Annotated in this window: 20 protein-coding genes; 7 read left to right on the top strand and 13 right to left on the bottom strand. The window is 62.6% G+C overall.

The window, feature by feature from the left end; all coding sequences use genetic code 11:
• Positions 1-34 precede the first annotated feature (34 nt).
• The gene (locus tag OPU96_RS04015; protein ID WP_498558676.1) at positions 35-934 is read left to right on the top strand and encodes a DMT family transporter; all 900 of its coding nucleotides are present in this window, start codon (positions 35-37) and stop codon (positions 932-934) included.
• Here the strand turns inward: OPU96_RS04015 and OPU96_RS04010 are convergent.
• The gene (locus OPU96_RS04010) at positions 885-1643 is read right to left on the bottom strand and encodes a substrate-binding periplasmic protein (RefSeq protein WP_226454924.1); all 759 of its coding nucleotides are present in this window, start codon (positions 1641-1643) and stop codon (positions 885-887) included. The two genes, OPU96_RS04015 and OPU96_RS04010, sit on opposite strands and share 50 nt — an antisense overlap.
• Before the next feature lie 133 nt (positions 1644-1776).
• On the opposite strand from OPU96_RS04010, the gene dnaX reads away from it, so the two are divergent.
• From dnaX to OPU96_RS03985, 5 genes are all read left to right on the top strand, one after another.
• A complete protein-coding gene (dnaX, locus tag OPU96_RS04005) occupies positions 1777-3855 on the top strand; it encodes a DNA polymerase III subunit gamma/tau (protein ID WP_498558675.1) in 2079 nt (692 codons plus the stop codon).
• 43 nt (positions 3856-3898) lie between these two features.
• The gene (locus OPU96_RS04000; RefSeq protein ID WP_003175481.1) at positions 3899-4237 is read left to right on the top strand and encodes a YbaB/EbfC family nucleoid-associated protein; all 339 of its coding nucleotides are present in this window, start codon (positions 3899-3901) and stop codon (positions 4235-4237) included.
• Between the two features lie 132 nt (positions 4238-4369).
• Positions 4370-5404, top strand: coding sequence for an NADPH-dependent curcumin/dihydrocurcumin reductase (curA, locus tag OPU96_RS03995; RefSeq protein ID WP_498558674.1), 1035 nt, complete (start codon positions 4370-4372; stop codon positions 5402-5404).
• Between the two features lie 66 nt (positions 5405-5470).
• Positions 5471-6073: a recombination mediator RecR gene (gene recR, locus OPU96_RS03990; RefSeq protein WP_192297128.1), complete on the top strand. Its 603-nt coding sequence runs from the start codon at positions 5471-5473 to the stop codon at positions 6071-6073.
• A gap of 216 nt (positions 6074-6289) precedes the next feature.
• Positions 6290-7438, top strand: a complete 1149-nt coding sequence (locus OPU96_RS03985; protein ID WP_192297127.1) for an acyl-CoA dehydrogenase family protein — start codon at positions 6290-6292, stop codon at positions 7436-7438.
• A gap of 132 nt (positions 7439-7570) precedes the next feature.
• Here the strand turns inward: OPU96_RS03985 and OPU96_RS03980 are convergent, their stop codons facing one another.
• Complete coding sequence (locus tag OPU96_RS03980; protein ID WP_498558673.1) at positions 7571-8119, bottom strand: adenine phosphoribosyltransferase; 549 nt, start codon at positions 8117-8119, stop codon at positions 7571-7573.
• 92 nt (positions 8120-8211) lie between these two features.
• Positions 8212-8946 carry a fumarate/nitrate reduction transcriptional regulator Fnr gene (gene fnr / locus OPU96_RS03975; RefSeq protein WP_192297125.1) on the bottom strand — a complete coding sequence of 245 codons (735 nt, stop codon included), beginning with the start codon at positions 8944-8946 and terminating at the stop codon, positions 8212-8214.
• Between the two features lie 153 nt (positions 8947-9099).
• On the opposite strand from fnr, the gene OPU96_RS03970 reads away from it, so the two are divergent.
• Complete coding sequence (locus tag OPU96_RS03970) at positions 9100-9549, top strand: hypothetical protein (RefSeq protein ID WP_226454927.1); 450 nt, start codon at positions 9100-9102, stop codon at positions 9547-9549.
• Here OPU96_RS03970 and hemN read toward each other — a convergent pair whose 3' ends face one another.
• From hemN to ccoN, 10 genes are all read right to left on the bottom strand, one after another.
• Entirely contained in the window at positions 9550-10932 is a 1383-nt protein-coding gene (gene hemN, locus OPU96_RS03965) for an oxygen-independent coproporphyrinogen III oxidase (RefSeq protein WP_498558672.1), read from the bottom strand.
• A 103-nt stretch (positions 10933-11035) separates the two neighbouring features.
• Complete coding sequence (locus OPU96_RS03960) at positions 11036-11719, bottom strand: sulfite exporter TauE/SafE family protein (protein ID WP_226454929.1); 684 nt, start codon at positions 11717-11719, stop codon at positions 11036-11038.
• Positions 11712-11924: a cbb3-type cytochrome oxidase assembly protein CcoS gene (ccoS, locus tag OPU96_RS03955; protein WP_192297121.1), complete on the bottom strand. Its 213-nt coding sequence runs from the start codon at positions 11922-11924 to the stop codon at positions 11712-11714. Before ccoS ends, OPU96_RS03960 begins: the two co-directional genes overlap by 8 nt.
• 22 nt (positions 11925-11946) lie before the next feature.
• The gene (locus OPU96_RS03950; protein ID WP_192297120.1) at positions 11947-14391 is read right to left on the bottom strand and encodes a heavy metal translocating P-type ATPase; all 2445 of its coding nucleotides are present in this window, start codon (positions 14389-14391) and stop codon (positions 11947-11949) included.
• 114 nt (positions 14392-14505) lie between these two features.
• Positions 14506-15045, bottom strand: coding sequence for a FixH family protein (locus OPU96_RS03945; protein ID WP_498558671.1), 540 nt, complete (start codon positions 15043-15045; stop codon positions 14506-14508).
• A gap of 20 nt (positions 15046-15065) precedes the next feature.
• On the bottom strand, positions 15066-16469 hold the full coding sequence (gene ccoG / locus OPU96_RS03940; RefSeq protein ID WP_192297118.1) for a cytochrome c oxidase accessory protein CcoG: 1404 nt from the start codon (positions 16467-16469) through the stop codon (positions 15066-15068).
• Between the two features lie 365 nt (positions 16470-16834).
• Complete coding sequence (ccoP, locus tag OPU96_RS03935; protein ID WP_226454931.1) at positions 16835-17812, bottom strand: cytochrome-c oxidase, cbb3-type subunit III; 978 nt, start codon at positions 17810-17812, stop codon at positions 16835-16837.
• Positions 17809-17994: a CcoQ/FixQ family Cbb3-type cytochrome c oxidase assembly chaperone gene (locus tag OPU96_RS03930; protein ID WP_003193169.1), complete on the bottom strand. Its 186-nt coding sequence runs from the start codon at positions 17992-17994 to the stop codon at positions 17809-17811. The genes ccoP and OPU96_RS03930 overlap by 4 nt, the downstream gene beginning before the upstream one ends.
• Before the next feature lie 5 nt (positions 17995-17999).
• Positions 18000-18608: a cytochrome-c oxidase, cbb3-type subunit II gene (ccoO, locus tag OPU96_RS03925; protein WP_003193167.1), complete on the bottom strand. Its 609-nt coding sequence runs from the start codon at positions 18606-18608 to the stop codon at positions 18000-18002.
• Positions 18608-20050: a cytochrome-c oxidase, cbb3-type subunit I gene (ccoN, locus tag OPU96_RS03920; protein ID WP_305391336.1), complete on the bottom strand. Its 1443-nt coding sequence runs from the start codon at positions 20048-20050 to the stop codon at positions 18608-18610. The genes ccoO and ccoN overlap by 1 nt, the downstream gene beginning before the upstream one ends.
• Positions 20051-20177: the final 127 nt, after the last annotated feature.

The following is a 20177-nucleotide window of genomic DNA, read 5'->3' as shown; positions in this document are numbered from 1 at the left end:
GACGGCATTCCTTCTCTGTTTCTGGATGCCTTCGATGAATTCCCCGTCACCCGTCAAGCTTACGCTAGTGGTTGCCAGCGTCATCCTCTGTTGGGCCTATTCGCCAATTGGCGTGCACATGGGGCTGCACAGCTACAGCCCCGGGCAATTGGCCTTGCTGCGGTTTCTGATTGCGTCAGTGTTCATGGGCGGCGTGGCACTGGTAATGGGCATCGGCCGGCCGCGCCTGTGCGATTTGCCGTGGTTGCTGGTGCTGGGTTTTTTCGGCGTGTTCCTGCATCACACCAGCCTCAACTATGGGCAGCAATTCGTCACGGCGGCGGCGTCCAGCGTGCTGGCGCAGTCGGCGCCGTTGTTCAGTGTATTGATCGCGTTTTTCTGCCTGAAGGAGGGCGTCAGCGCTTGGCGTTGGGGGTGCGTGCTGCTGGGGCTGGCGGGCGTGCTGGTGGTGGTCTGGGGGGATCAGGGGGTGGGTGACATCGACCCGCGTGGCTTGTTGATCCTGGTGGCGGCGCTGTCGTGGAGTGTGTACTTCGCCATCCAGAAGCACTTTGCCCACCGCTACAGCCCGCTGACCATGGCGTGCTACATGGTGTGGGCGGGCACTCTGATGTTGTGTAGCAACCTGCCCGGCCTGCCGGCTGCGGTGGTGCAGGCGCCATTGGCGGAAAACCTCGCGGTGCTGGTGTTGGGGATTTTCCCCAGCGCCCTGGCGTACCTGGCCTGGGCGTATGTGTTGAAACACGTCGAGGTCAGCCGGGCGTCGGTGGCGATGTACTTGATTCCACCCGTGGCCATGCTGATGGCCGCGACGCTGCTTGGCGAACGGATTGCCCTGCCAGTGGTGCTGGGCGGGGTGATCGTGTTGGCCAGTGTGGCGGCGATCAGTCTTGAGGGGCGTTGGGTGCGCGCTCCCCGGTGTACAGCTGGATGATGTCATCGATTTCGCCGGACATTTTCATCCGCAGCAAGGTGCGCAAAATTTGTTGCACCGGCACGTTCGGGTCATTGCGCACCGTGCACCCCAGGCTCTGCTCCTCGATCACCGCGACTTTATGCAAGCGCTGGCCGGGTGCCAGCTTCTGGTTGAAGCGTTCGAGTATCCACTCATTGATGACCGCATATTTGAAGCGACCGGCCACCAGCTTGTGCAGCACCTGTTCTTCGCTGCGGGCGTCGTCACGCATGAGTTGGCCGCTGGCAAACAGCGGGTCGAGGGTGGTGTAGCGGTAGCTCAGCACTGTGCCGATCAACTGCGGGGCCAGTTTGTCCAGTTGCACCGTCTGCGCGGGTACATGGGCGCTGACCAGCAGGTTGCGCTGCACAAACAGCGGAACGCTCCAGAGGTAGTCGCCGGGCATATCGTCGACCCAAGCCTGGGCGACATAACAGCGCACGTCTATCTCGCCATGCTCCATGGCGGGGGCGATGCGCGCCCGCGCCAGTACGTGGAACTGCGCCGGCTGCCCGACCTGGGTGGCCAGGCTCGACATCAGGTCATACAAAATACCCTGCGTGGGACGGCCATCCTCCAGTTGCACCATGGGCATCGCCCAACTGTCGGAAACCGAGAAGCGCAGCGGTGCAGGCGCTGCAAGGCTGGCCGTGGCAATCATCCATAAAATGCCCAGGACTGCGCGCATATGCTCTCCGGGTTCAGGCCTTTATGGGGCCAGTCACAAGAGCTTAGTCAGATTAGGCAAGCGTGCCGGATGCAATTTCCCCCTTGCTCCGCTAGCATTACCGGCTTCTGTTTCCCAGTTGCGACGGTTTTCGATGAGTTATCAGGTTCTTGCACGTAAATGGCGTCCGCGCTCGTTCCGCGAAATGGTCGGCCAGACCCATGTGCTCAAGGCTCTGATCAATGCCTTGGACAGCCAGCGGCTGCACCACGCCTACCTGTTCACCGGCACCCGTGGGGTGGGCAAGACCACCATCGCGCGCATCATCGCCAAATGCCTGAACTGTGAAACCGGTATCACTTCGACGCCCTGCGGCACCTGCTCGGTGTGCCGGGAAATCGACGAAGGGCGTTTCGTCGACCTGATCGAGATCGACGCCGCGAGCCGCACCAAGGTCGAAGACACCCGCGAGCTGCTCGACAACGTGCAGTACGCGCCGAGCCGTGGCCGCTTCAAGGTCTACCTGATCGACGAAGTGCACATGCTGTCCAGCCACTCCTTCAACGCCTTGTTGAAGACCCTGGAAGAGCCGCCGCCCTACGTCAAATTCATCCTGGCCACTACCGATCCGCAGAAACTTCCTGCAACGATTCTGTCGCGGTGCCTGCAGTTCTCCCTGAAAAACATGACCCCCGAGCGGGTGGTCGAGCATTTGACCCACGTGCTGGGTGTCGAGAACGTGCCGTTCGAAGACGACGCACTGTGGTTGCTCGGCCGCGCCGCCGATGGCTCGATGCGGGATGCCATGAGCCTCACCGACCAGGCCATTGCCTTTGGTGAAGGCAAGGTCATGGCCGCCGATGTGCGCGCCATGCTCGGCACCCTCGACCATGGCCAGGTCTTCGACGTGCTGCACGCATTGATCGAAGGCGATGCCAAGGCGCTGCTCGAAGCCGTGCGTCATCTGTCGGAGCAAGGCCCGGACTGGAACGGCGTGCTTTCGGAAATCCTCAACGTGCTGCATCGCGTCGCCATCGCCCAGGCCCTGCCCGAGGGGGTCGACAACGGCCATGGCGACCGCGACCGCGTGCTGGCCCTGGCCCAGGCGTTGCCGGCCGAAGACGTGCAGTTCTACTACCAGATGGGCCTGATCGGCCGCCGGGATTTGCCCCTGGCACCGGACCCGCGTGGCGGCTTCGAGATGGTCCTGCTGCGCATGCTGGCCTTCCGGCCTGCTGATTCGACCGATGCGCCGAGACAGCCGCTAAAGCCAGTGGGGATCAGCCAGGCCACAGTTGATTCCGCCAAACCAGTGGCTGGCGCGGCGGTGGTTGCGCCAGTGGCTGCTGCGCCGGTTCCCGCGCCAGCGCCTGAACCGGTGCCTGTGGCAGAGCCCGAGCCCGAGCCCGAGCCCGAGCCCGAGCCCGAGCCCGAGCCTGCACCCGTTGTCGAGCCGCAAGCTGTCGTCGACCTGCCGTGGAACGACCCGGTAGACGCCGAGGCCGAAGTCGAGCAGCAACCCGTCGTGGAGCCCGTGCTGGAAACCACCGGCGAGCAGCCCGAGCTGACGCCGATGCCTACGCCGACCCCGGACAGCGTTGTGTTGGACGCTCCGGAGTGGGTGTCCGCGCCGGTGCCCGAGCCCACCGTCGCCCAGGTGGAGGCGTCCGTTCCCGGCATCGACCTCGACGACGAGCCGCCGCTGGACGAAGACTACATCGAGCCGGACATGGATTCGGCCTACAGCTACCTGGACGATCTGGCCAGCGAACACACCGCCGAGCCGGCCCCCGAGCCCGAGGCTGAACCGGCTGCGGCGCCGGCCACCGGCCTGGCCTTGCAATGGCTGGAATTGTTCCCGAAACTGCCGATCTCTGGCATGACCGGCAGCATCGCCGCCAACTGCACATTGATCTCCATCGAAGGCGACCACTGGCTGTTGCACCTGGACCCGGCCCACAGCGCCCTGTTCAACGCCACCCAGCAACGTCGCCTGAATGACGCACTGAACCAGTACCATGAGCGCACGCTGACCATCGCCATCGAGCTGATCAAGCCCGAGCAGGAAACCCCGGCCCAGGCCGCGACCCGTCGGCGAATCAACCGCCAGCGTGAGGCCGAGGACTCGATCCACGGCGATCCGCTCATCCAGCAAATGATGCAACAGTTCGGGGCGGTCGTCCGTCACGATACTATTGAGCCTGTCGAAGCCCCGGTGCCCCAAGCGTCATGAAACCGGGCTACTAATTGATCCACGTACTTTTGAGGTGATTCCCATGATGAAAGGTGGCATGGCCGGCCTGATGAAGCAGGCGCAGCAGATGCAGGAAAAAATGGCCAAGATGCAGGAAGAACTGGCCAACGCCGAAGTCACCGGTAAAGCCGGTGGCGATATGGTCAGCGTGGTGATGACCGGTCGTCACGACATCAAGCGCGTGAGCATCGACCCGAGCGTATTGCCAGGTGTCGGCGAAGACGACCTGGAAATGCTCGAAGCGCTGTTCGCCGCGGCCGTCAACGACGCCGTGCGCAAGATCGAAGCCAACAGCCAGGAAAAAATGGGCGGTGTGACCGCTGGCATGCAACTGCCACCGGGCATGAAGCTGCCGTTCTGATCGGCGATCGTTGGCTAGACTCCAATGCCAGGCCTTGTGCCTGGCATTTTTGTTTGTGTCGATCCGATCGAACCCAGGCACCCCCAATACGGTCTGCACCCTATACCGATGGATTCGCGAAAGGAGCCCCAGATGCCACAACAACCCATTCTGAACCAGCGCATTGTGCTGGTCTCACGCCCCGTGGGCGCGCCGACCCCGGAAAACTTCCGCATGGAGCGCGTGGCCTTGCCGGAGCTGGCAGACGGCCAAGTCTTGCTGAAGACGCTGTACCTGTCCCTCGACCCCTACATGCGCGGACGTATGAGCGACGCGCCGTCCTACGCCGCGCCGGTGGAAATCGACGAAGTGATGACCGGTGGTGCTGTCAGCCGTATCGAACAGTCGCGCAACCCGAAATTCGAGGTGGGTGATCTGGTGGTCGGTGCCACGGGCTGGCAGAGCCATGGCATTTCCGACGGGCGCAATCTGATCCCGGTGCCCAATGGGCTTCCCAGCCCGTCCATGGCCTTGGGGGTCCTCGGCATGCCGGGCATGACCGCGTACATGGGCCTGATGGACATCGGCCAGCCCAAGGCCGGCGAAACCCTGGTGGTGGCGGCCGCGTCCGGTGCGGTGGGTTCGGTGGTGGGGCAGGTGGCCAAGCTCAAGGGCTTGCGTGTGGTCGGGATTGCCGGTGGCGCCGACAAATGCCGTTATGTGGTGGATGAGCTGGGTTTTGATGCGTGCATCGACCACAAAAGCGAGGCGTTCGCCGATGAACTGGCGCAAGCCTGCTTCAAAGGCGTGGACATTTACTTCGAAAACGTCGGCGGCAAAGTCTTCGATGCGGTGCTGCCGCTGCTCAACCCCAAGGCACGCATCCCGCTGTGCGGGTTGATCGCCGGCTACAACGCCCATCAGCCGCATACGGGCCCTGACCGCTTGCCTGCGCTGCAACGCACCTTGCTGACCAAACGCGTGCGTATCCAGGGCTTTATCGTGTTTGACGACTACGGCGACCGCCAGCCCGAATTCCTCAGCGCGATGGCGCCGTGGGTGCGTGATGGCAAAATCAAGTTCCGCGAAGACGTAGTCGACGGCCTGGAGCATGCGCCTGAAGCTTTTATCGGTTTGCTCGAAGGACGCAACTTCGGCAAGTTGGTGGTGCGCGTCGCACAGGATTGAGCATTTGACGCTAATCCGGGGCGCGGGTATAAACCGCGTCTCGTCGTTTTGTCGGACCCTTCGCCCATGAGCTTCAGCCCCCTGATTCGCCAACTGATCGACGCCCTGCGCACCTTGCCCGGCGTCGGCCAGAAAACCGCCCAGCGCATGGCGCTGCAACTGCTGGAGCGTGATCGCAGCGGCGGCACCCGGTTGGCCCAGGCCCTGAGCCAGGCCATGACCGGCGTAGGCCACTGCCGCCTGTGCCGCACCCTCACCGAAGAAGACCTCTGCCCGCAATGCGCCGACCCGCGCCGCGACGACACGCTGCTGTGCGTGGTGGAAGGGCCGATGGATGTGTACGCGGTGGAGCAGACCGGCTATCGCGGGCGCTACTTTGTGCTCAAGGGCCACCTGTCGCCGCTGGACGGCCTTGGGCCGGAAGCGATCGGCATTCCGCAACTGGTGGCGCGCATTGAAGAGCAGGGCACCTTTACCGAGGTGATCCTGGCCACCAACCCGACAGTGGAAGGTGAGGCGACGGCGCATTACATCGCGCAACTGCTGACCAACAAAGGCCTGATCACCTCGCGCATCGCCCATGGCGTGCCGCTGGGTGGGGAGTTGGAGTTGGTGGACGGCGGCACGCTGGCGCACTCCTTTGCAGGTCGCAAGCCGATCGCGCTCTAGGCCACATTGCAAAACTAAATGTGGGAGCGGGCTTGCTCGCGAATACAGTGTGTCAGTCGCCAGATTTATTGACTGATTCACCGCGTTCGCGAGCAAGCCCGCTCCCACACAGAGCTGCTCCCACATTGGTTTTGTGTTGAGGGTGAGGTTTGCGCCCGGCTTGCTAACCAAGCAAGCGCTTGGTAATTTCCCTCCACCTCACCGTGGAGCTTGCCGATGTCTGCCTATCAGGACTACTTCGACCCCAGCCACCAGTTGATCCGCGACAGCGTTCGCCGTTTCGTCGAGCGCGAGATGTTGCCGGGCATCGAGCAGTGGGAGGAGGCCGAGAGCTTTCCCCGTGAGCTGTACCTCAAGGCCGGTGCGGCGGGGATCCTGGGGATTGGCTACCCGGAAGACCTCGGCGGCAGTCATGCCGGTGATCTGTTTGCCAAGGTCGCGGCCAGTGAGGAATTGATGCGCTGTGGCTCTGCCGGGGTCGTGGCCGGGCTCGGTTCGTTGGATATCGGCTTGCCGCCGGTGGTCAAATGGGCGCGGCCCGAAGTGCGCGAGCGTGTGGCGCCGCAAGTGCTGTCGGGCGACAAAATCATCGCCCTGGCCGTCACCGAACCGGGCGGCGGCTCCGACGTGGCCAACCTGCAAACCCGCGCCATCCGCGAGGGCGATTGCTACCGGGTCAGCGGCAGCAAGACCTTTATCACCAGCGGCGTGCGCGCCGATTTCTACACGGTCGCCGTGCGCACCGGCGGGCCGGGCTTTGGCGGCATCAGCCTGCTGCTCATCGAAAAACACACCCCGGGTTTCACCGTCGGCCAGCCCCTGAAGAAAATGGGCTGGTGGGCGTCGGACACTGCCGAATTGTTCTTCGACGATTGTCATGTGCCCGTAGGCAATCTGATCGGCGCCGAGAACATGGGGTTTGCCTGCATCATGGGCAACTTCCAGAGTGAACGCCTGGCCCTGGCCTTGATGGCCAACATGACCGCGCAGCTGGCCCTGGAGGAAAGCCTCAACTGGGCGACCCAGCGCGAGGCGTTTGGCAAGCCCATCGGCAAGTTCCAGGTGCTCAAGCATCGCCTGGCGGAAATGGCCACGGCGGTGGAAGTCTCACGGGAGTTCACCTATCGCCAGGCGGCGAAGATGGCCGCGGGCAAGAGTGTGATCAAGGAGATATCCATGGCCAAGAACCTGGCGACCGACACGGCGGACCGGGTCACTTATGACGCGGTGCAGATTCTGGGCGGGCAGGGCTATATGCGCGGCAGCCTGGTGGAGCGGCTGTATCGGGACAATCGCATCTTGTCGATTGGTGGGGGGACGCGGGAGGTGATGAACGAGATCATCAGCAAGCAGATGGGGCTCTAGTTTTGCAGTGTTTTTCAGGGCCTCTTCGCGAGCAAGCCCGCTCCCACAGTTGATCGAGTACATCCTTTGGAATGAGGTCGAATGTGGGAGCGGGCTTGCTCGCGAAGAGGCCAGCACAGGCAACTGAAAAAGTTACTGTTCGCTCAGCGAAAACTGCGTCAAACAAAACGTCGGAATCCCCATATCTTCCAAACGCTGCGAGCCACCCAACTCCGGCAAATCGATAATCGCCGCTGCCTCAAAGATCTTCGCGCCCATGCGCCGCACCAGGTTGGCCGCTGCGATCAGCGTACCGCCAGTGGCGATCAGGTCATCGAACATCAGCACCGAGTCGCCTTCGCACAGGCTGTCAGCATGCACTTCCAGGAACGCTTCGCCGTATTCGGTCTGGTAACCCTCGGCCAGCACGTCCGCAGGCAATTTGCCTTGCTTGCGGAACAGGATCAGCGGTTTGTTCAGTTGGTAGGCGATGATCGAGCCAATCAGGAAGCCGCGGGCATCCATGGCGCCGATGTGGCTGAAGTCGGCTTCGACGTAGCGGTGGGCAAAGCTGTCGGCCACCAGGCGCAGGGCGCGGGGCGATTGGAACAGGGGCGTGATGTCACGAAAGATCACCCCAGGCTTGGGGAAGTCGATGACAGGGCGGATCAGGGATTTGATGTCGAACGAATCGAAGGTCATCGTCGAAGAGTCCTGGGGCTGGAAACGGACTCGAAGTATACCTGCGGCCTCGCCGATTGGCGCGGCCACAGGTGTCTGGATCAGCCTTTCGCTTAACCTTCGAGCGAACCGCCGGCCAGTGCGCACAGTTGGATCGGGTCGAGAATGTGCACTTCCTTGCCCTCGGCGGCGATCAGTTCGTTCTGCTGGAAGCGGGTGAACACGCGGGACACGGTTTCCACCGCGAGGCCCAGGTAGTTGCCGATTTCGTTGCGCGACATGCTCAAGCGGAACTGGTTGGCCGAAAAACCACGGGCACGGAAGCGCGCGGACAAGTTGACCAGGAAGGTGGCGATGCGCTCGTCGGCGGTTTTCTTCGACAACAGCAGCATCATTTGCTGGTCGTCACGAATCTCACGGCTCATTACACGCATCAACTGACGGCGCAGTTGCGGCAGTTGCAGGGCCAGTTCGTCCAGGCGTTCGAAGGGAATTTCGCACACCGACGTCGTCTCCAGCGCCTGGGCCGACACCGGGTGAATCTCGGTGTCCATGCCCGACAGCCCCACCAACTCGCTCGGCAGGTGGAAACCGGTGATCTGCTCTTCGCCGCTGTCGCTCAGGCTGAACGTCTTCAAGGCACCCGAACGTACTGCATAAACGGAATCGAACCCGTCGCCCTGGCGAAACAGGAACTCGCCTTTTTTCAGCGGGCGGCCACGTTTTACGATGTCGTCCAACGCATCCATGTCTTCCAAATTCAGCGAAAGTGGCAAGCAGAGGGGGGCCAGGCTGCAATCCTTGCAATGAGCCTGGCTGTGAGCGCGCAGTTTTACTGGCTCGGACATTTATTAAATCCTTGTGGGGAAACACACATAAGACGTAAGGGTAACGCACTGGGGCGCAAGGAGGCCAGCCTGTACAAAAAACCGGCAAAGGTATAAAGCTTTTTGTATCGAGGCCGATACAAGGACGTGTTTTTACGAGCAGGAGCTCAGCCCATGATTGTTTTCGCGGTCAATAACCCCCAGCTCCGCGTGCCGACGGTGCCGGACGCGCAGCCGACCGCTGCGGTCGAGGATAAGGACACCGCCGCGTTGCCAGCGGCCGAAGGCGTCAAGGTGACGATTTCCTCGGATGCATTCAAGGCGGCTGCGGCAAAAAGCCCCGATTCGGACATCGACGACAGCGGCCTGGACGATAACGTCAAACAGATCCTGAAGATGATCCGCCAGATCAAGCAGCAGCTCGAGGAAAAGATGGCCGAGCTGCAAGCCATCGCCATGGACCAAAGCCTGACGGCAGAGGAACGGCAGATGAAGACCGCCAACCTGCAAACCGCCATCAGCTCCTTGCAGGCCGGGCTCGTCACCGCCCAGGTGTCCCTGGCCAAGGCGATGAAAGGCATGAGCTCGGAAGACGTCGGAAAAGTCCTCGCGTTGTCGAGTTGATCAGATCACCCGGGAGAACCGCTGCCGGTTCTGGTGCTCCAGGTACGCATCGAACACCATGCACACCGACCGCACCAACAACCGCCCGGCTGGCAACACCCGGATGCACTGGGCGTCGAGTTCGATCAGGCCGTCTGCCGCCATGGCTTCGAGTTGCGGCCAGATCTCGTCGAAATAGCCGCGAAAATCGATATTGAAGGCCTGTTCGACCTTGTCGAATGCCAGGCTGAAATTGCAGATCAACTGCTGGATCACTTCCCGCCGCAAACGATCGTCCGTGGTGCACACCAAGCCACGGCTGGTGGCCAGTTGCGCGCCGGCCAGGGTGTTCTGGTAGGCGTTGAGGTCGCTGCTGTTCTGGCAATACAGGTCGCCGATCTGGCTGATGGCCGACACGCCCAGGCCGATCAGGTCGCAATGGCCGTGGGTGGTGTAGCCCTGGAAGTTGCGTTGCAGGGTGCCTTCTTCCTGGGCGATGGCCAATTCGTCATCCGGCAGGGCGAAGTGGTCCATGCCGATGTAGCGATAGCCGGCCTGGGTCAGTTGCTCGATGGTGGTTTGCAGCATCAGCAGTTTTTCCGCCGGGGAGGGCAGGTCGTCGGTGTTGATCCGCCGCTGCGGCATGAAGCGTTCCGGCAAGTGGGCGTAGTTGAACACCGACAGGCGATCGGGTTGCAGCTTGATCACTTCTTCCACGGTACGCGCGAAGTTGATCGGCGTTTGCTTGGGCAGGCCGTAGATCAGGTCGATATTGATCGAGCGAAATTGCAGGGTGCGCGCGGCATCGATGACTGCGCGGGTTTCTTCCAGGCTTTGCAGGCGATTGACCGCGCGCTGCACCTCGGGGTCGAGGTCTTGCAGGCCGATGCTCACACGGTTGAAGCCCAGCTCACGCAGCAGGCCCATGGTGGCCCAGTCGGCTTCGCGTGGGTCGATCTCGATGCCGTAGTCGCCGGAATCGTCGTCGAGCAAATTGAAGTGGCGGCGCAGGCTGGCCATGACCTGGCGCAGTTCATCGTGGCTGAGAAACGTCGGGGTGCCGCCGCCGAAGTGCAGTTGCTCCACTGGCTGTTTCGGGTCGAGATGGCAGGCCATCAACTGGATCTCTTGCTCCAGACGCTGCAAGTAGCCTTGGGCGCGCCCGCGATCCTTGGTGATGACCTTGTTGCAGGCGCAGTAGTAGCAAATGTTCGCGCAGAATGGCACGTGCACATACAGCGACAGCGGTCGCGCGGCCTTGCGGCTGTCGCGCAGGGCGTGGAGCAGGTCGAAGGTGCCGACCTGGCTGTCGAATTGTACGGCGGTGGGGTAGGACGTGTAGCGCGGCCCCGCCAAGTCGTAGCGATGAATCAGATCAGTGTCCCAACGAATGGCGTCGAGCATGCGGGCGTTCCCCCGGATAGGCTAATGGGCCGAGTCTAGGGGCGTTGCGGGGAGGGCACCTTGATTTGCATCAACAGGCAGCGGCGCTATGCCACAGAGCGATTCAGTGGCCCATCAACAGGTGCTGATGCGGGCCGGGCAGCGTCCAGATCCCGAAGAGCATGACCAGCACGCCACCCGCCATGCGCACGCTGCGCTTGCGCAATAACGCGGTCACCCGCTCCGCCGCGAGCCCGGTGGCCAGCAGCACCGGCCAGGTGCCCAGGCCAAACGCGAGCATCAGCACTGCGCTGTCGAGCGCATTGCCCTGGCTCGCCGCCCACAGCAAGGTGCTGTAGACCAACCCGCACGGCAACCAGCCCCACAGCGCGCCCAACAGCAACGCACGTGGCAGGCTGGACACCGGCAGCAAACGGTTGGCAATCGGCTGGATATGCCGCCACAGGCCGCGCCCGAGGCTCTCGATGCGGGTCAGGCCGCTCCACCAACCGGCCAGGTACAGACCCATGCAGATCAGCAGCAGCCCGGCGAGCACGCGCATGAACATTGCCGCCGGGCTGTTGGCCACGGCCCAGCCCGCCAGGCCGATCAACAAACCGGCGGTGGCATAGCTGAGGATGCGCCCCAGGTTGTACGCCAGCAGCAGGCGAAACCGGCGGCTGCGTTGTTCCTTGGGGATCGCCAGGGTCAACGCGCCCATCAGCCCGCCGCACATGCCCAGGCAATGGCCGCCGCCCAGCAGGCCGAGGATCAGCGCGGAGACCAGCAATGGCGCCAGTTCAAGCATGGGGCGGGTCTTTCGGTGGTTGTTCGGGGTGGTTGGCTTCGTCGACGGCGGCCAGGTGGTTGGGGTCCTGATCGTCGAACAGTACGCTGTGGGCCGGGCCGTCGAGGTCGTCGTACTGGCCGCTGTCCACCGCCCAGAAGAAGATGTAGATGGCCACGCCTACCAACAGCAGCGCCGCCGGAATCATCACGTAGAGAGCTGGCATGTGTACTCCATGTTCGCGCGGCTCACGCCGGCAGCGGACGGGTGACTAAAGGGGCGTTGGCGGCCGGCGCGCTCGGTTGACGAGTCAGGCGCAGGGCGTTGAGCACCACGGTCAATGAACTGAGGGACATGCCGACCGCTGCCCAAATCGGTGTGATCCAACCCAGGGCGGCAAACGGCAGCATAAGGCCATTGTACAAGCCCGCCCACAACAGGTTTTCAATGATGACCCGACGGGTGCGCCGCGCCAAGCTAAAGGCGTGCACCAGCGCGTCCAGGCGGTTGGACAGCAACACTGCATCGGCGCTGGTTTTCGCCAGGTCGGTGGCTGAACCCATGGCCACGCTGATGTCGGCGGCGGCGAGCACGGGTACATCGTTGACTCCGTCGCCGAGCATCAGCACCTTGCGGCCCTGCTGGTGCAACTGTTGCAGCATGTGCAGCTTGTCGTCGGGGCGCAGGCCGCCGTGGGCTTCGTCGATGCCCAGCTCGGCGGCGACGCTGGCGACCATCGGCGAGCTGTCCCCCGACAGCAGCAGCGTACGCCAGCCGCGGGCCTTGCACGCCGCCAAAAGCGCCGGGGCGTCGCTGCGCAAACGGTCATCGAGGACGAACCAGGCGAGGGCACCCTGGGTGTCGCCCAACAGCAGCCATTGGCCGGCTTCATCGGGGGGCGTCGGGATCGCACAGCCGCTCAGTGCACACACAAAGGCCGGCTGGCCGATGCGCAACTGGCGCTCGCCCACGTGGCCTTCCAGGCCAAGGCCGGGGGAGCTGAGCACTTCGTCGGCGGCCAGCGGTGCGCGGCCAAAGGCGCGGGCGATCGGGTGTTCGGAGCGGTTTTCGAGGGCGGCGGCGAGGCTCAGGCAGTCGTCGCTGTTCAGTGCGCTCAACGGGCGGATCGCGCGCAGTGCCAGGCGCCCTTCGGTGAGGGTGCCGGTCTTGTCGAAAATCACCGTGTCGATCTGGTTCAGGCCTTCCAACACATGGCCGCGGGTCAGCAGCAGCCCGAGTTTGTGCAGGGTGCCGGTGGCGGCGGTAAGGGCGGTCGGCGTGGCCAGCGACAAGGCGCACGGGCAGGTGGCGACCAGCATCGCCAGCACGATCCAGAACGCCCGCGACGAATCCAGTTGCCACCACACCAGGCCGATCACGCCAGCGGCAATCAGCGAGCACAGCAGGAACCACTGCGCGGCGCGGTCGGCGATTTCGGCCAGGCGCGGCTTCTCGGCCTGGGCCCGTTCCAGCAGGCGCACGATGGCGGACAGGCGGGTGTCGTGGCCCAGGGCGCGCACTTCGACGCTCAGCGCGCCTTCGACATTCAGCGTACCGGCGGTGACCGCATCGCCGACCTGGCGTGGTTGTGGCAGGTATTCGCCGGTGAGCAGGGACTCGTCGATGCTCGATTGACCGTCGAGGATCACCCCATCCGCCGGCAACACCGCGCCGGGATGCACCAGCACGCGGTCACCCACGGCCAATTCACGCAGCAGGATGCGTTCGCTCTGGCCATCGGCCTTGAGGCGCAGGCACGAGGCGGGCAACAGGTTGACCAACTGCGCGGTGGCCGCCGCCGTGCGTTCCCGCGCGCGCCGCTCCAGGTAACGGCCGGCCAGCAGGAACAGGGCAAACATGCCCACGGCATCAAAGTAGAGCTCGCCGACGCCGGTGATCGCGGTCCAGATCCCCGCCAGATAGGCCCCGCCAATTGCCAGGGACACCGACACATCCATGGTCAGGTGGCGGGTGCGCAAGTCGCGCAGGGCGCCCTTGAAGAATGGAGCGCAGCTGTAGAACACGATGGGGGTTGTCAGAAACATCGCCACCCAGCGCAGGATAACGTGCAGCTCCGCGCTCAGGTCGATATTGAATTCCGGCCAGGTGGCCATGGTTGCCATCATCGCCTGGAACCATAGCAATCCAGCGACGCCGAGCTGGCGCAGGGCCAGGCGGTTTTCGTTGGCCAGTTGCTCGGCGGCACGGTCGGCCTGATAGGGGTGGGCGGCGTAACCGATATGGCGCAACTCGCTGAGCAATTGGCTCAACGGCAATTGCCCATCGGCCCAGCGCACGTGCAGGCGATGGTTGGACAGGTTCAGGCGCGCCTCGGCCACGGCAGGCAGGTTGCGCAGGTGTTTTTCGATCAGCCAGCCGCAGGCGGCGCAGCTGATGCCTTCCATCAACAGGGTGGTTTCGGCGAGCTCGCCACTGTGGTGGACGAAGGGTTTTTGCACGTCGGCGCGGTCATACAGCGCCAGTTCGTCCACCAGTTGCACCGGCAGCGCCTCGGGGTTGGCCGAGGCTTCGCTGCGGTGCTGGTAGTAGCTTTCCAGGCCGCCGGCGACGATGGCTTCGGCCACCGCCTGGCAACCCGGGCAGCAGAGTTCGCGGCGTTCGCCGAGGATTTCGGCGGTGAACCGGCTGCCGGAGGGGACGGGCAGGGCGCAGTGGTAGCAAGGGGTGGTCATGGTTTGGAATCTGTAGTGGCTGGGAGGGCCGCATCGCGGGCAAGCCCGCTCCCACAGGTAGATCGCGGTCCCCTGTGGGAGCGGGCTTGCCCGCGATGCGCGAAGCGCCGGTTGTTACTTTTTCAGGTCTTCGGCACCTTGCAGCGGTTCATCCCCCAACAGCAAATCCTTGTCGTGGCTGACCTGCTCCTCTTCGAACATGCGCCAGGTGCGGTCGCCTTCCACCCCAAGCAGTTCGACGAAACGGCGGCCTTCGACCTTGTCGGTGACCTGGCCGATATAGCGGCCGGGTTCGCTGGCGCTGCGGGCCAGGTTGATCTTGCGGTCCTTCTCCGGTTGGGTCGGGGAAATCAGGTTGAGTTCCAGGTTGGCCGGGTTGCTGTTGCCGGTCAGGTACACGTCGACTTCGCCGGTCAGCTCATCCAGGTGCACCTTGGCGCGCATTTGCAGGGTCTGGGCCAGCAGTTCGCGGTCGAGGGAACGGTTGATGCCTTTGCCTGCCTCGTAGTAGTTGTCGTTGACCAGGTTATCCGGGTTGTTCACCGCGATGGTCACCATGGACAAGGTCAAAGTCACCGAGCAGGCCAGGATGGCAATGATGATCCAGGGCCAGAGGTGCTTGTACCAAGGGCTTGTGGCAGTCGCTACGGGCATTGTTCTGCTCTCTATTTAACTTAACGGACTTGTGGGCCAATGAATCGGCTCTTGGCTTCAATACGCACGTCGGGGTCGTCGGCATCGGTGAGGATGAATTTGACCTCGTTGGTGCTGGACGGCAATTGCTCCGGCGCACTCGACAGCTCTACCGGCATGCTGATGATGTCGCCCGCAGCCACCTTGATCTCGCGGCGGCCTTGCAGCTTCAGGTCCGGCAGGCCGGCGGCGTCGAGCACGTAGGTGTGGTCGCGCTGGTCCTTGTTCATGATCTTCAGGCTGTAGACGTTTTCGATGCGGCCTTCGGCGTTTTCGCGGTACAGCACACGGTCCTTGCTCACGTCGAAACCGACCAGCGAACGCATGAAGAAGGCGGCGACCAGCAGGCCGATCATTGCCAGCAATACCAGCGCGTAGCCGATCAGGCGGGGGCGCAGTTTGTGGGTCTTCTGCCCGGACAGATTGTGCTCGGTGGTGTAGCTGATCAGGCCGCGCGGGTAGTCCATCTTGTCCATGATGTTGTCGCAGGCGTCGATGCACGCCGCGCAACCGATGCATTCGATCTGCAGGCCGTCGCGGATGTCGATCCCGGTCGGGCACACCTGCACGCACATCGTGCAATCGATGCAATCGCCCAGGCCCTGGGCTTTGTAGTCGCTGCCTTTTTTACGTGGGCCGCGTAGTTCGCCACGGCGCGGGTCGTAGGAAACGATCAGGGTGTCTTTATCGAACATCACGCTCTGGAAGCGCGCGTACGGACACATGTAGATGCACACCTGCTCGCGCAGCCAGCCGGCGTTGCCGTAGGTGGCGAGGGTGAAAAAGCCAACCCAGAAATACGACCAGCCATCGGCCTGGCCGGTGAAGAAGTCGATCACCAGCTCGCGGATCGGCGAGAAGTAGCCGACAAAGGTCATGCCGGTGACAAAGCCGATCAGCAGCCACAGCGTGTGCTTGCTGAATTTGCGCAGGAACTTGTTGGCGCCCATCGGTGCCTTGTCGAGCTTGATGCGCTGGTTGCGGTCGCCTTCGGTGACCTTTTCGCACCACATGAAAATCCACGTCCACACGCTTTGCGGGCAGGTATACCCGCACCACACGCGCCCGGCGTAGACGGTGATAAAGAACAGGCCAAAGGCCGCAACGATCAGAATGCCCGAAAGCAGGATGAAGTCCTGGGGCCAGAAGGTGGCGCCAAAAATAAAGAATTTACGTTCCGGCAGGTTCCACCACACAGCCTGGTGGCCACCCCAGTTCAGCCACACGGTGCCGAAGTAGAGCAGGAACAATCCGGCGCCGCCGAGCATGCGCAGATTGCGGAACAGGCCAGTGAAGGCGCGGGTGTAGATTTTCTCTCGCGAGGCGTAGAGATCGACGGTTTTGGCAGGGGGGGTAACGTCATGTACCGGTATCTGGTCGCTCATCATTGCATCCCACGGCGGTGGAGATTTGCCTCGGTCAGTACGTGCCGGCCGGGGTCAAATTAAGGGTGTTGCAGTGGCCTAATGATACGCCCCCGATGGTGCGCAAAGGGTGCGACCTTTGGTCGCGTTGGGGGAAATCAATTGATGGTGTACGTGATCTGGATCAATTGACTTGGCAAGTATGGTCGGTTTTGGCGGGCTCGGCCTTCAAAAACCAGCGATCTGATGTGATGAAGCTGATGTGGGAGCGGGCTTGCCCGCGAATGCGGTGTATCAGTCGACACCTCTGTGCCTGGACTATCGCATTCGCGGGCAAGCCCGCTCCCACACCGGTTTTTCAGGGTTTTCAAAGGTGGTGAGCGGCGTTACTGCTCCTCAGCCTTCTTGTCTCCATGGGACAGGCTGTAAACATACGCCGCCAGCAAGTGCACCTTGTCGTTGCCTTGCAGTTGTTCCTGCGCAGGCATCTGGCCCTGACGGCCGTAACGGATGGTCTGTTGCAGTTGGGCGAAGCTCGAACCGTAGATGAACGCGCCAGGGTGAGTCAGGTCCGGCGCGCCCATGGCTGGGGTGCCTTTACCGGCCGGGCCGTGGCAGGCGACGCAGTTGGTGGCGAAGAGTTTCTCGCCGTTGGCCACGTCGGCCTTGGCGCCTTCCGGCAGTTTGCGGCCATCGAGGTTGGTCAGTACAAAACCGGCCACGTCGGCCACGCCTTGCTCGCCAATCACTTCGGCCCAGGCCGGCATGATCGCGTGGCGGCCTTTCATGATGGTTTCCTTGATCGTTGCCGGCTCGCCGCCCCAGCGCCAGTCGGCGTCGGTCAGGTTGGGGAAGCCATAGGCGCCCTTGGCATCGGAACCGTGACACACCGAGCAGTTGGAGGCGAACAAGCGGCCACCCATCTTCAGGGCTTGCGGGTCCTTGGCCACTTCTTCAATCGGCATCGACGCGAATTTGGCGAAGATCGGCCCGAACTTGGCGTCCGACTTGGCCATTTCCTTTTCCCATTCATGCACGCCGGTCCAGCCGGCCTGGCCGTTGGCGAAGGGGGTTTGCTTGTCGTTGTCGAGGTAGGCGTAGCCCGGCAGCAGGCCTTTCCAGTTGCCCAGGCCGGGGTACAGCGCCAGGTAACCGAGGGCGAAGATGATGGTGCCGACGAACAGCATGAACCACCATTTCGGCAGTGGGTTGTCGTATTCCTCGATGCCGTCGAACGAGTGGCCGACGGTCTCGTCGGTTTGTTCGGCGCGCTGCCCCCTGCGGGTCGACAGCAACAGCCAGGTCAGGGCGAAGATGGTTCCCAGGCTGAGGACTGTGACGTACAGACTCCAGAACGTAGTCATTCTTTGTTACTCCTAGAAGCTTGCTCGACGTGCTTGATGGCTTCGGGATCATCCGCAAAGGGCAGCATGGTCGCGTCGTCAAACTCCGACTTGCGGCGGGGGCTGAACACCCACAGCGCCAGACCGATAAAGGCCACCATCACCACGACGGTGCCCAGGCCTCGAATCATCCCGATATCCATGAAGGTCACCGTTTGCTTTTGATGATGGTGCCAAGGCCTTGCAGGTAGGCCACCAATGCGTCCATTTCGGTCTTGCCCTTCACGGCTGCGGCTGCACCGGCGATGTCTTCGTCGGTGTAGGGCACGCCCAGGGTGCGCAAGACTTCCATCTTCTTCGCGGTGTCCTTGCCGTCGAGCTTGTTTTCCACGAGGAACGGGTACGCCGGCATTTTCGATTCAGGCACCACGTTGCGCGGGTTGTACAAGTGCGCACGCTGCCAGTCATCGGAGTAACGCCCGCCGACACGCGCCAGGTCCGGCCCGGTGCGCTTGGAGCCCCACAGGAACGGGTGGTCCCACACGCTTTCGCCGGCGACCGAGTAGTGGCCGTAGCGTTCGGTTTCGGCGCGGAACGGGCGGATCATCTGCGAGTGGCAGCCCACGCAACCGTTGGCGATGTAGACGTCGCGGCCTTCCAGTTCAAGGGCGGTACGCGGCTTCATGCCTTCGACCGGCTTGTTGGTGACGTCCTGGAAAAACAGCGGAACGATCTGGGTCAGGCCGCCGATGCTCACGGCGATGACCATGAAGAAGGCCAGCAGGCCGATATTCTTCTCGACTACTTCGTGCTTCATCAGTGAGCTCCCACAACGGCGATCTTGGCGGCGGCTTCGGCTTGCGCCGGGTCGGAGGCACGCACGGTGCGCCAGACGTTGTAGGCCATGAGCAACATGCCGCAGGCAAAGAATGCACCGCCCAGGGCGCGCACGATGAACCCCGGATGGCTGGCTTGCAGCGCTTCGACGAAGGAGTAGGTGAGGGTGCCGTCATCGTTGATCGCACGCCACATCAGGCCCTGGGTGATGCCGTTGACCCACATCGAGGCGATGTAGAGCACGGTGCCGATGGTGGCAAGCCAGAAGTGCGCGTTGATCAGCCCGACGCTGTGCATCTGCGCACGGCCGAACAGTTTCGGGATCATGTGGTACAGCGCGCCGATGGAAATCATCGCCACCCAGCCGAGGGCACCGGCGTGCACGTGGCCGATGGTCCAGTCGGTGTAGTGGGACAGCGAGTTGACGGTCTTGATCGCCATCATCGGGCCTTCGAAGGTCGACATGCCGTAGAACGCCAGCGACACCACGAGGAAACGCAGGATCGGGTCGGTGCGCAATTTATGCCAGGCGCCCGACAGGGTCATCATGCCGTTGATCATGCCGCCCCAGCTGGGTGCCAGCAGGATGATCGACATCGCCATGCCCAGGGACTGCGCCCAATCCGGCAGCGCGGTGTAGTGCAAGTGGTGCGGACCGGCCCAGATGTACAGGGTGATCAGCGCCCAGAAGTGCACGATGGACAGGCGGTACGAGTAAATAGGACGTTCGGCCTGTTTCGGCACGAAGTAGTACATCATCCCCAGGAAACCGGTGGTCAGGAAAAAACCGACCGCGTTGTGCCCGTACCACCACTGGATCATCGCGTCCGTCGCCCCGGCGTAGGCCGAGTAGGACTTGAACAGGCTGACCGGCAAGGAGGCGTGGTTGACGATGTGCAGCATCGCCGTGACCAGGATGAAGGCGCCGTAGAACCAGTTGCCCACATAGATGTGCTTGGTCTTGCGCTTGACGATGGTGCCGAAGAACACCACGGCATACGTCACCCACACGATGGCGAGCAAGATCGCGATCGGCCATTCCAGCTCGGCGTATTCCTTGGTGGTGGTGTAGCCCAGTGGCAGGGTGACGATGGCGCCGAGGATCACGGCTTGCCAGCCCCAGAAGGTGAAGGCGGCGAGGCCATCGGAGATCAGTCGCGTCTGGCAGGTTCGCTGCACGACATAGTAGGAGGTGGCAAACAATGCACATCCACCGAAGGCGAAGATCACCAGGTTGGTGTGCAGCGGGCGCAGGCGACCGAAGGTCGTCCAGGGCAAGCCGAAGTTCAATTCCGGCCAGACCAGTTGCGAGGCGATGAAGACCCCGAGCCCCATGCCAAGGATCCCCCAGACCACCGTCATGATGGCGAACTGGCGGACTACCTTATAGTTATAAGCAGTCGGACTGATTGCTGTGCTCATTCTAAGGTTCCACGGTTTAGGTTTTTTTATAGGTAAAAATCGGCCGCAAGTATGTAGAAAGCGAGAGGCCAATGCAACGCAACGCTGACCTGGGTCAAGGCGTTCCACGCCAGATTCTGCGCCCTTT

The sequence above is a fragment of the Pseudomonas sp. RP-B7 genome (assembly GCF_059803535.1).
The sequence above is the reverse complement of the archived record's forward strand: the minus strand, read 5'-3'. Positions and strand labels throughout refer to the sequence as shown.

Coding starts and splice junctions, on each gene's coding strand:
- ccoP (WP_226454931.1), bottom strand. CDS start 17,812: ATGACTACGTTCTGGAGTCTGTACGTCACAGTCCTCAGCCTGGGAACC.
- OPU96_RS04010 (WP_226454924.1), bottom strand. CDS start 1,643: ATGCGCGCAGTCCTGGGCATTTTATGGATGATTGCCACGGCCAGCCTT.
- dnaX (WP_498558675.1), top strand. CDS start 1,777: ATGAGTTATCAGGTTCTTGCACGTAAATGGCGTCCGCGCTCGTTCCGC.
- OPU96_RS03945 (WP_498558671.1), bottom strand. CDS start 15,045: ATGCCCGTAGCGACTGCCACAAGCCCTTGGTACAAGCACCTCTGGCCC.
- OPU96_RS03980 (WP_498558673.1), bottom strand. CDS start 8,119: ATGACCTTCGATTCGTTCGACATCAAATCCCTGATCCGCCCTGTCATC.
- curA (WP_498558674.1), top strand. CDS start 4,370: ATGCCACAACAACCCATTCTGAACCAGCGCATTGTGCTGGTCTCACGC.
- ccoN (WP_305391336.1), bottom strand. CDS start 20,050: ATGAGCACAGCAATCAGTCCGACTGCTTATAACTATAAGGTAGTCCGC.
- ccoG (WP_192297118.1), bottom strand. CDS start 16,469: ATGAGCGACCAGATACCGGTACATGACGTTACCCCCCCTGCCAAAACC.
- OPU96_RS03985 (WP_192297127.1), top strand. CDS start 6,290: ATGTCTGCCTATCAGGACTACTTCGACCCCAGCCACCAGTTGATCCGC.
- OPU96_RS03960 (WP_226454929.1), bottom strand. CDS start 11,719: ATGCTTGAACTGGCGCCATTGCTGGTCTCCGCGCTGATCCTCGGCCTG.
- ccoS (WP_192297121.1), bottom strand. CDS start 11,924: ATGCCAGCTCTCTACGTGATGATTCCGGCGGCGCTGCTGTTGGTAGGC.
- OPU96_RS03930 (WP_003193169.1), bottom strand. CDS start 17,994: ATGGATATCGGGATGATTCGAGGCCTGGGCACCGTCGTGGTGATGGTG.
- OPU96_RS04015 (WP_498558676.1), top strand. CDS start 35: ATGAATTCCCCGTCACCCGTCAAGCTTACGCTAGTGGTTGCCAGCGTC.
- hemN (WP_498558672.1), bottom strand. CDS start 10,932: ATGCTCGACGCCATTCGTTGGGACACTGATCTGATTCATCGCTACGAC.
- recR (WP_192297128.1), top strand. CDS start 5,471: ATGAGCTTCAGCCCCCTGATTCGCCAACTGATCGACGCCCTGCGCACC.
- OPU96_RS04000 (WP_003175481.1), top strand. CDS start 3,899: ATGATGAAAGGTGGCATGGCCGGCCTGATGAAGCAGGCGCAGCAGATG.
- fnr (WP_192297125.1), bottom strand. CDS start 8,946: ATGTCCGAGCCAGTAAAACTGCGCGCTCACAGCCAGGCTCATTGCAAG.
- OPU96_RS03970 (WP_226454927.1), top strand. CDS start 9,100: ATGATTGTTTTCGCGGTCAATAACCCCCAGCTCCGCGTGCCGACGGTG.
- ccoO (WP_003193167.1), bottom strand. CDS start 18,608: ATGAAGCACGAAGTAGTCGAGAAGAATATCGGCCTGCTGGCCTTCTTC.
- OPU96_RS03950 (WP_192297120.1), bottom strand. CDS start 14,391: ATGACCACCCCTTGCTACCACTGCGCCCTGCCCGTCCCCTCCGGCAGC.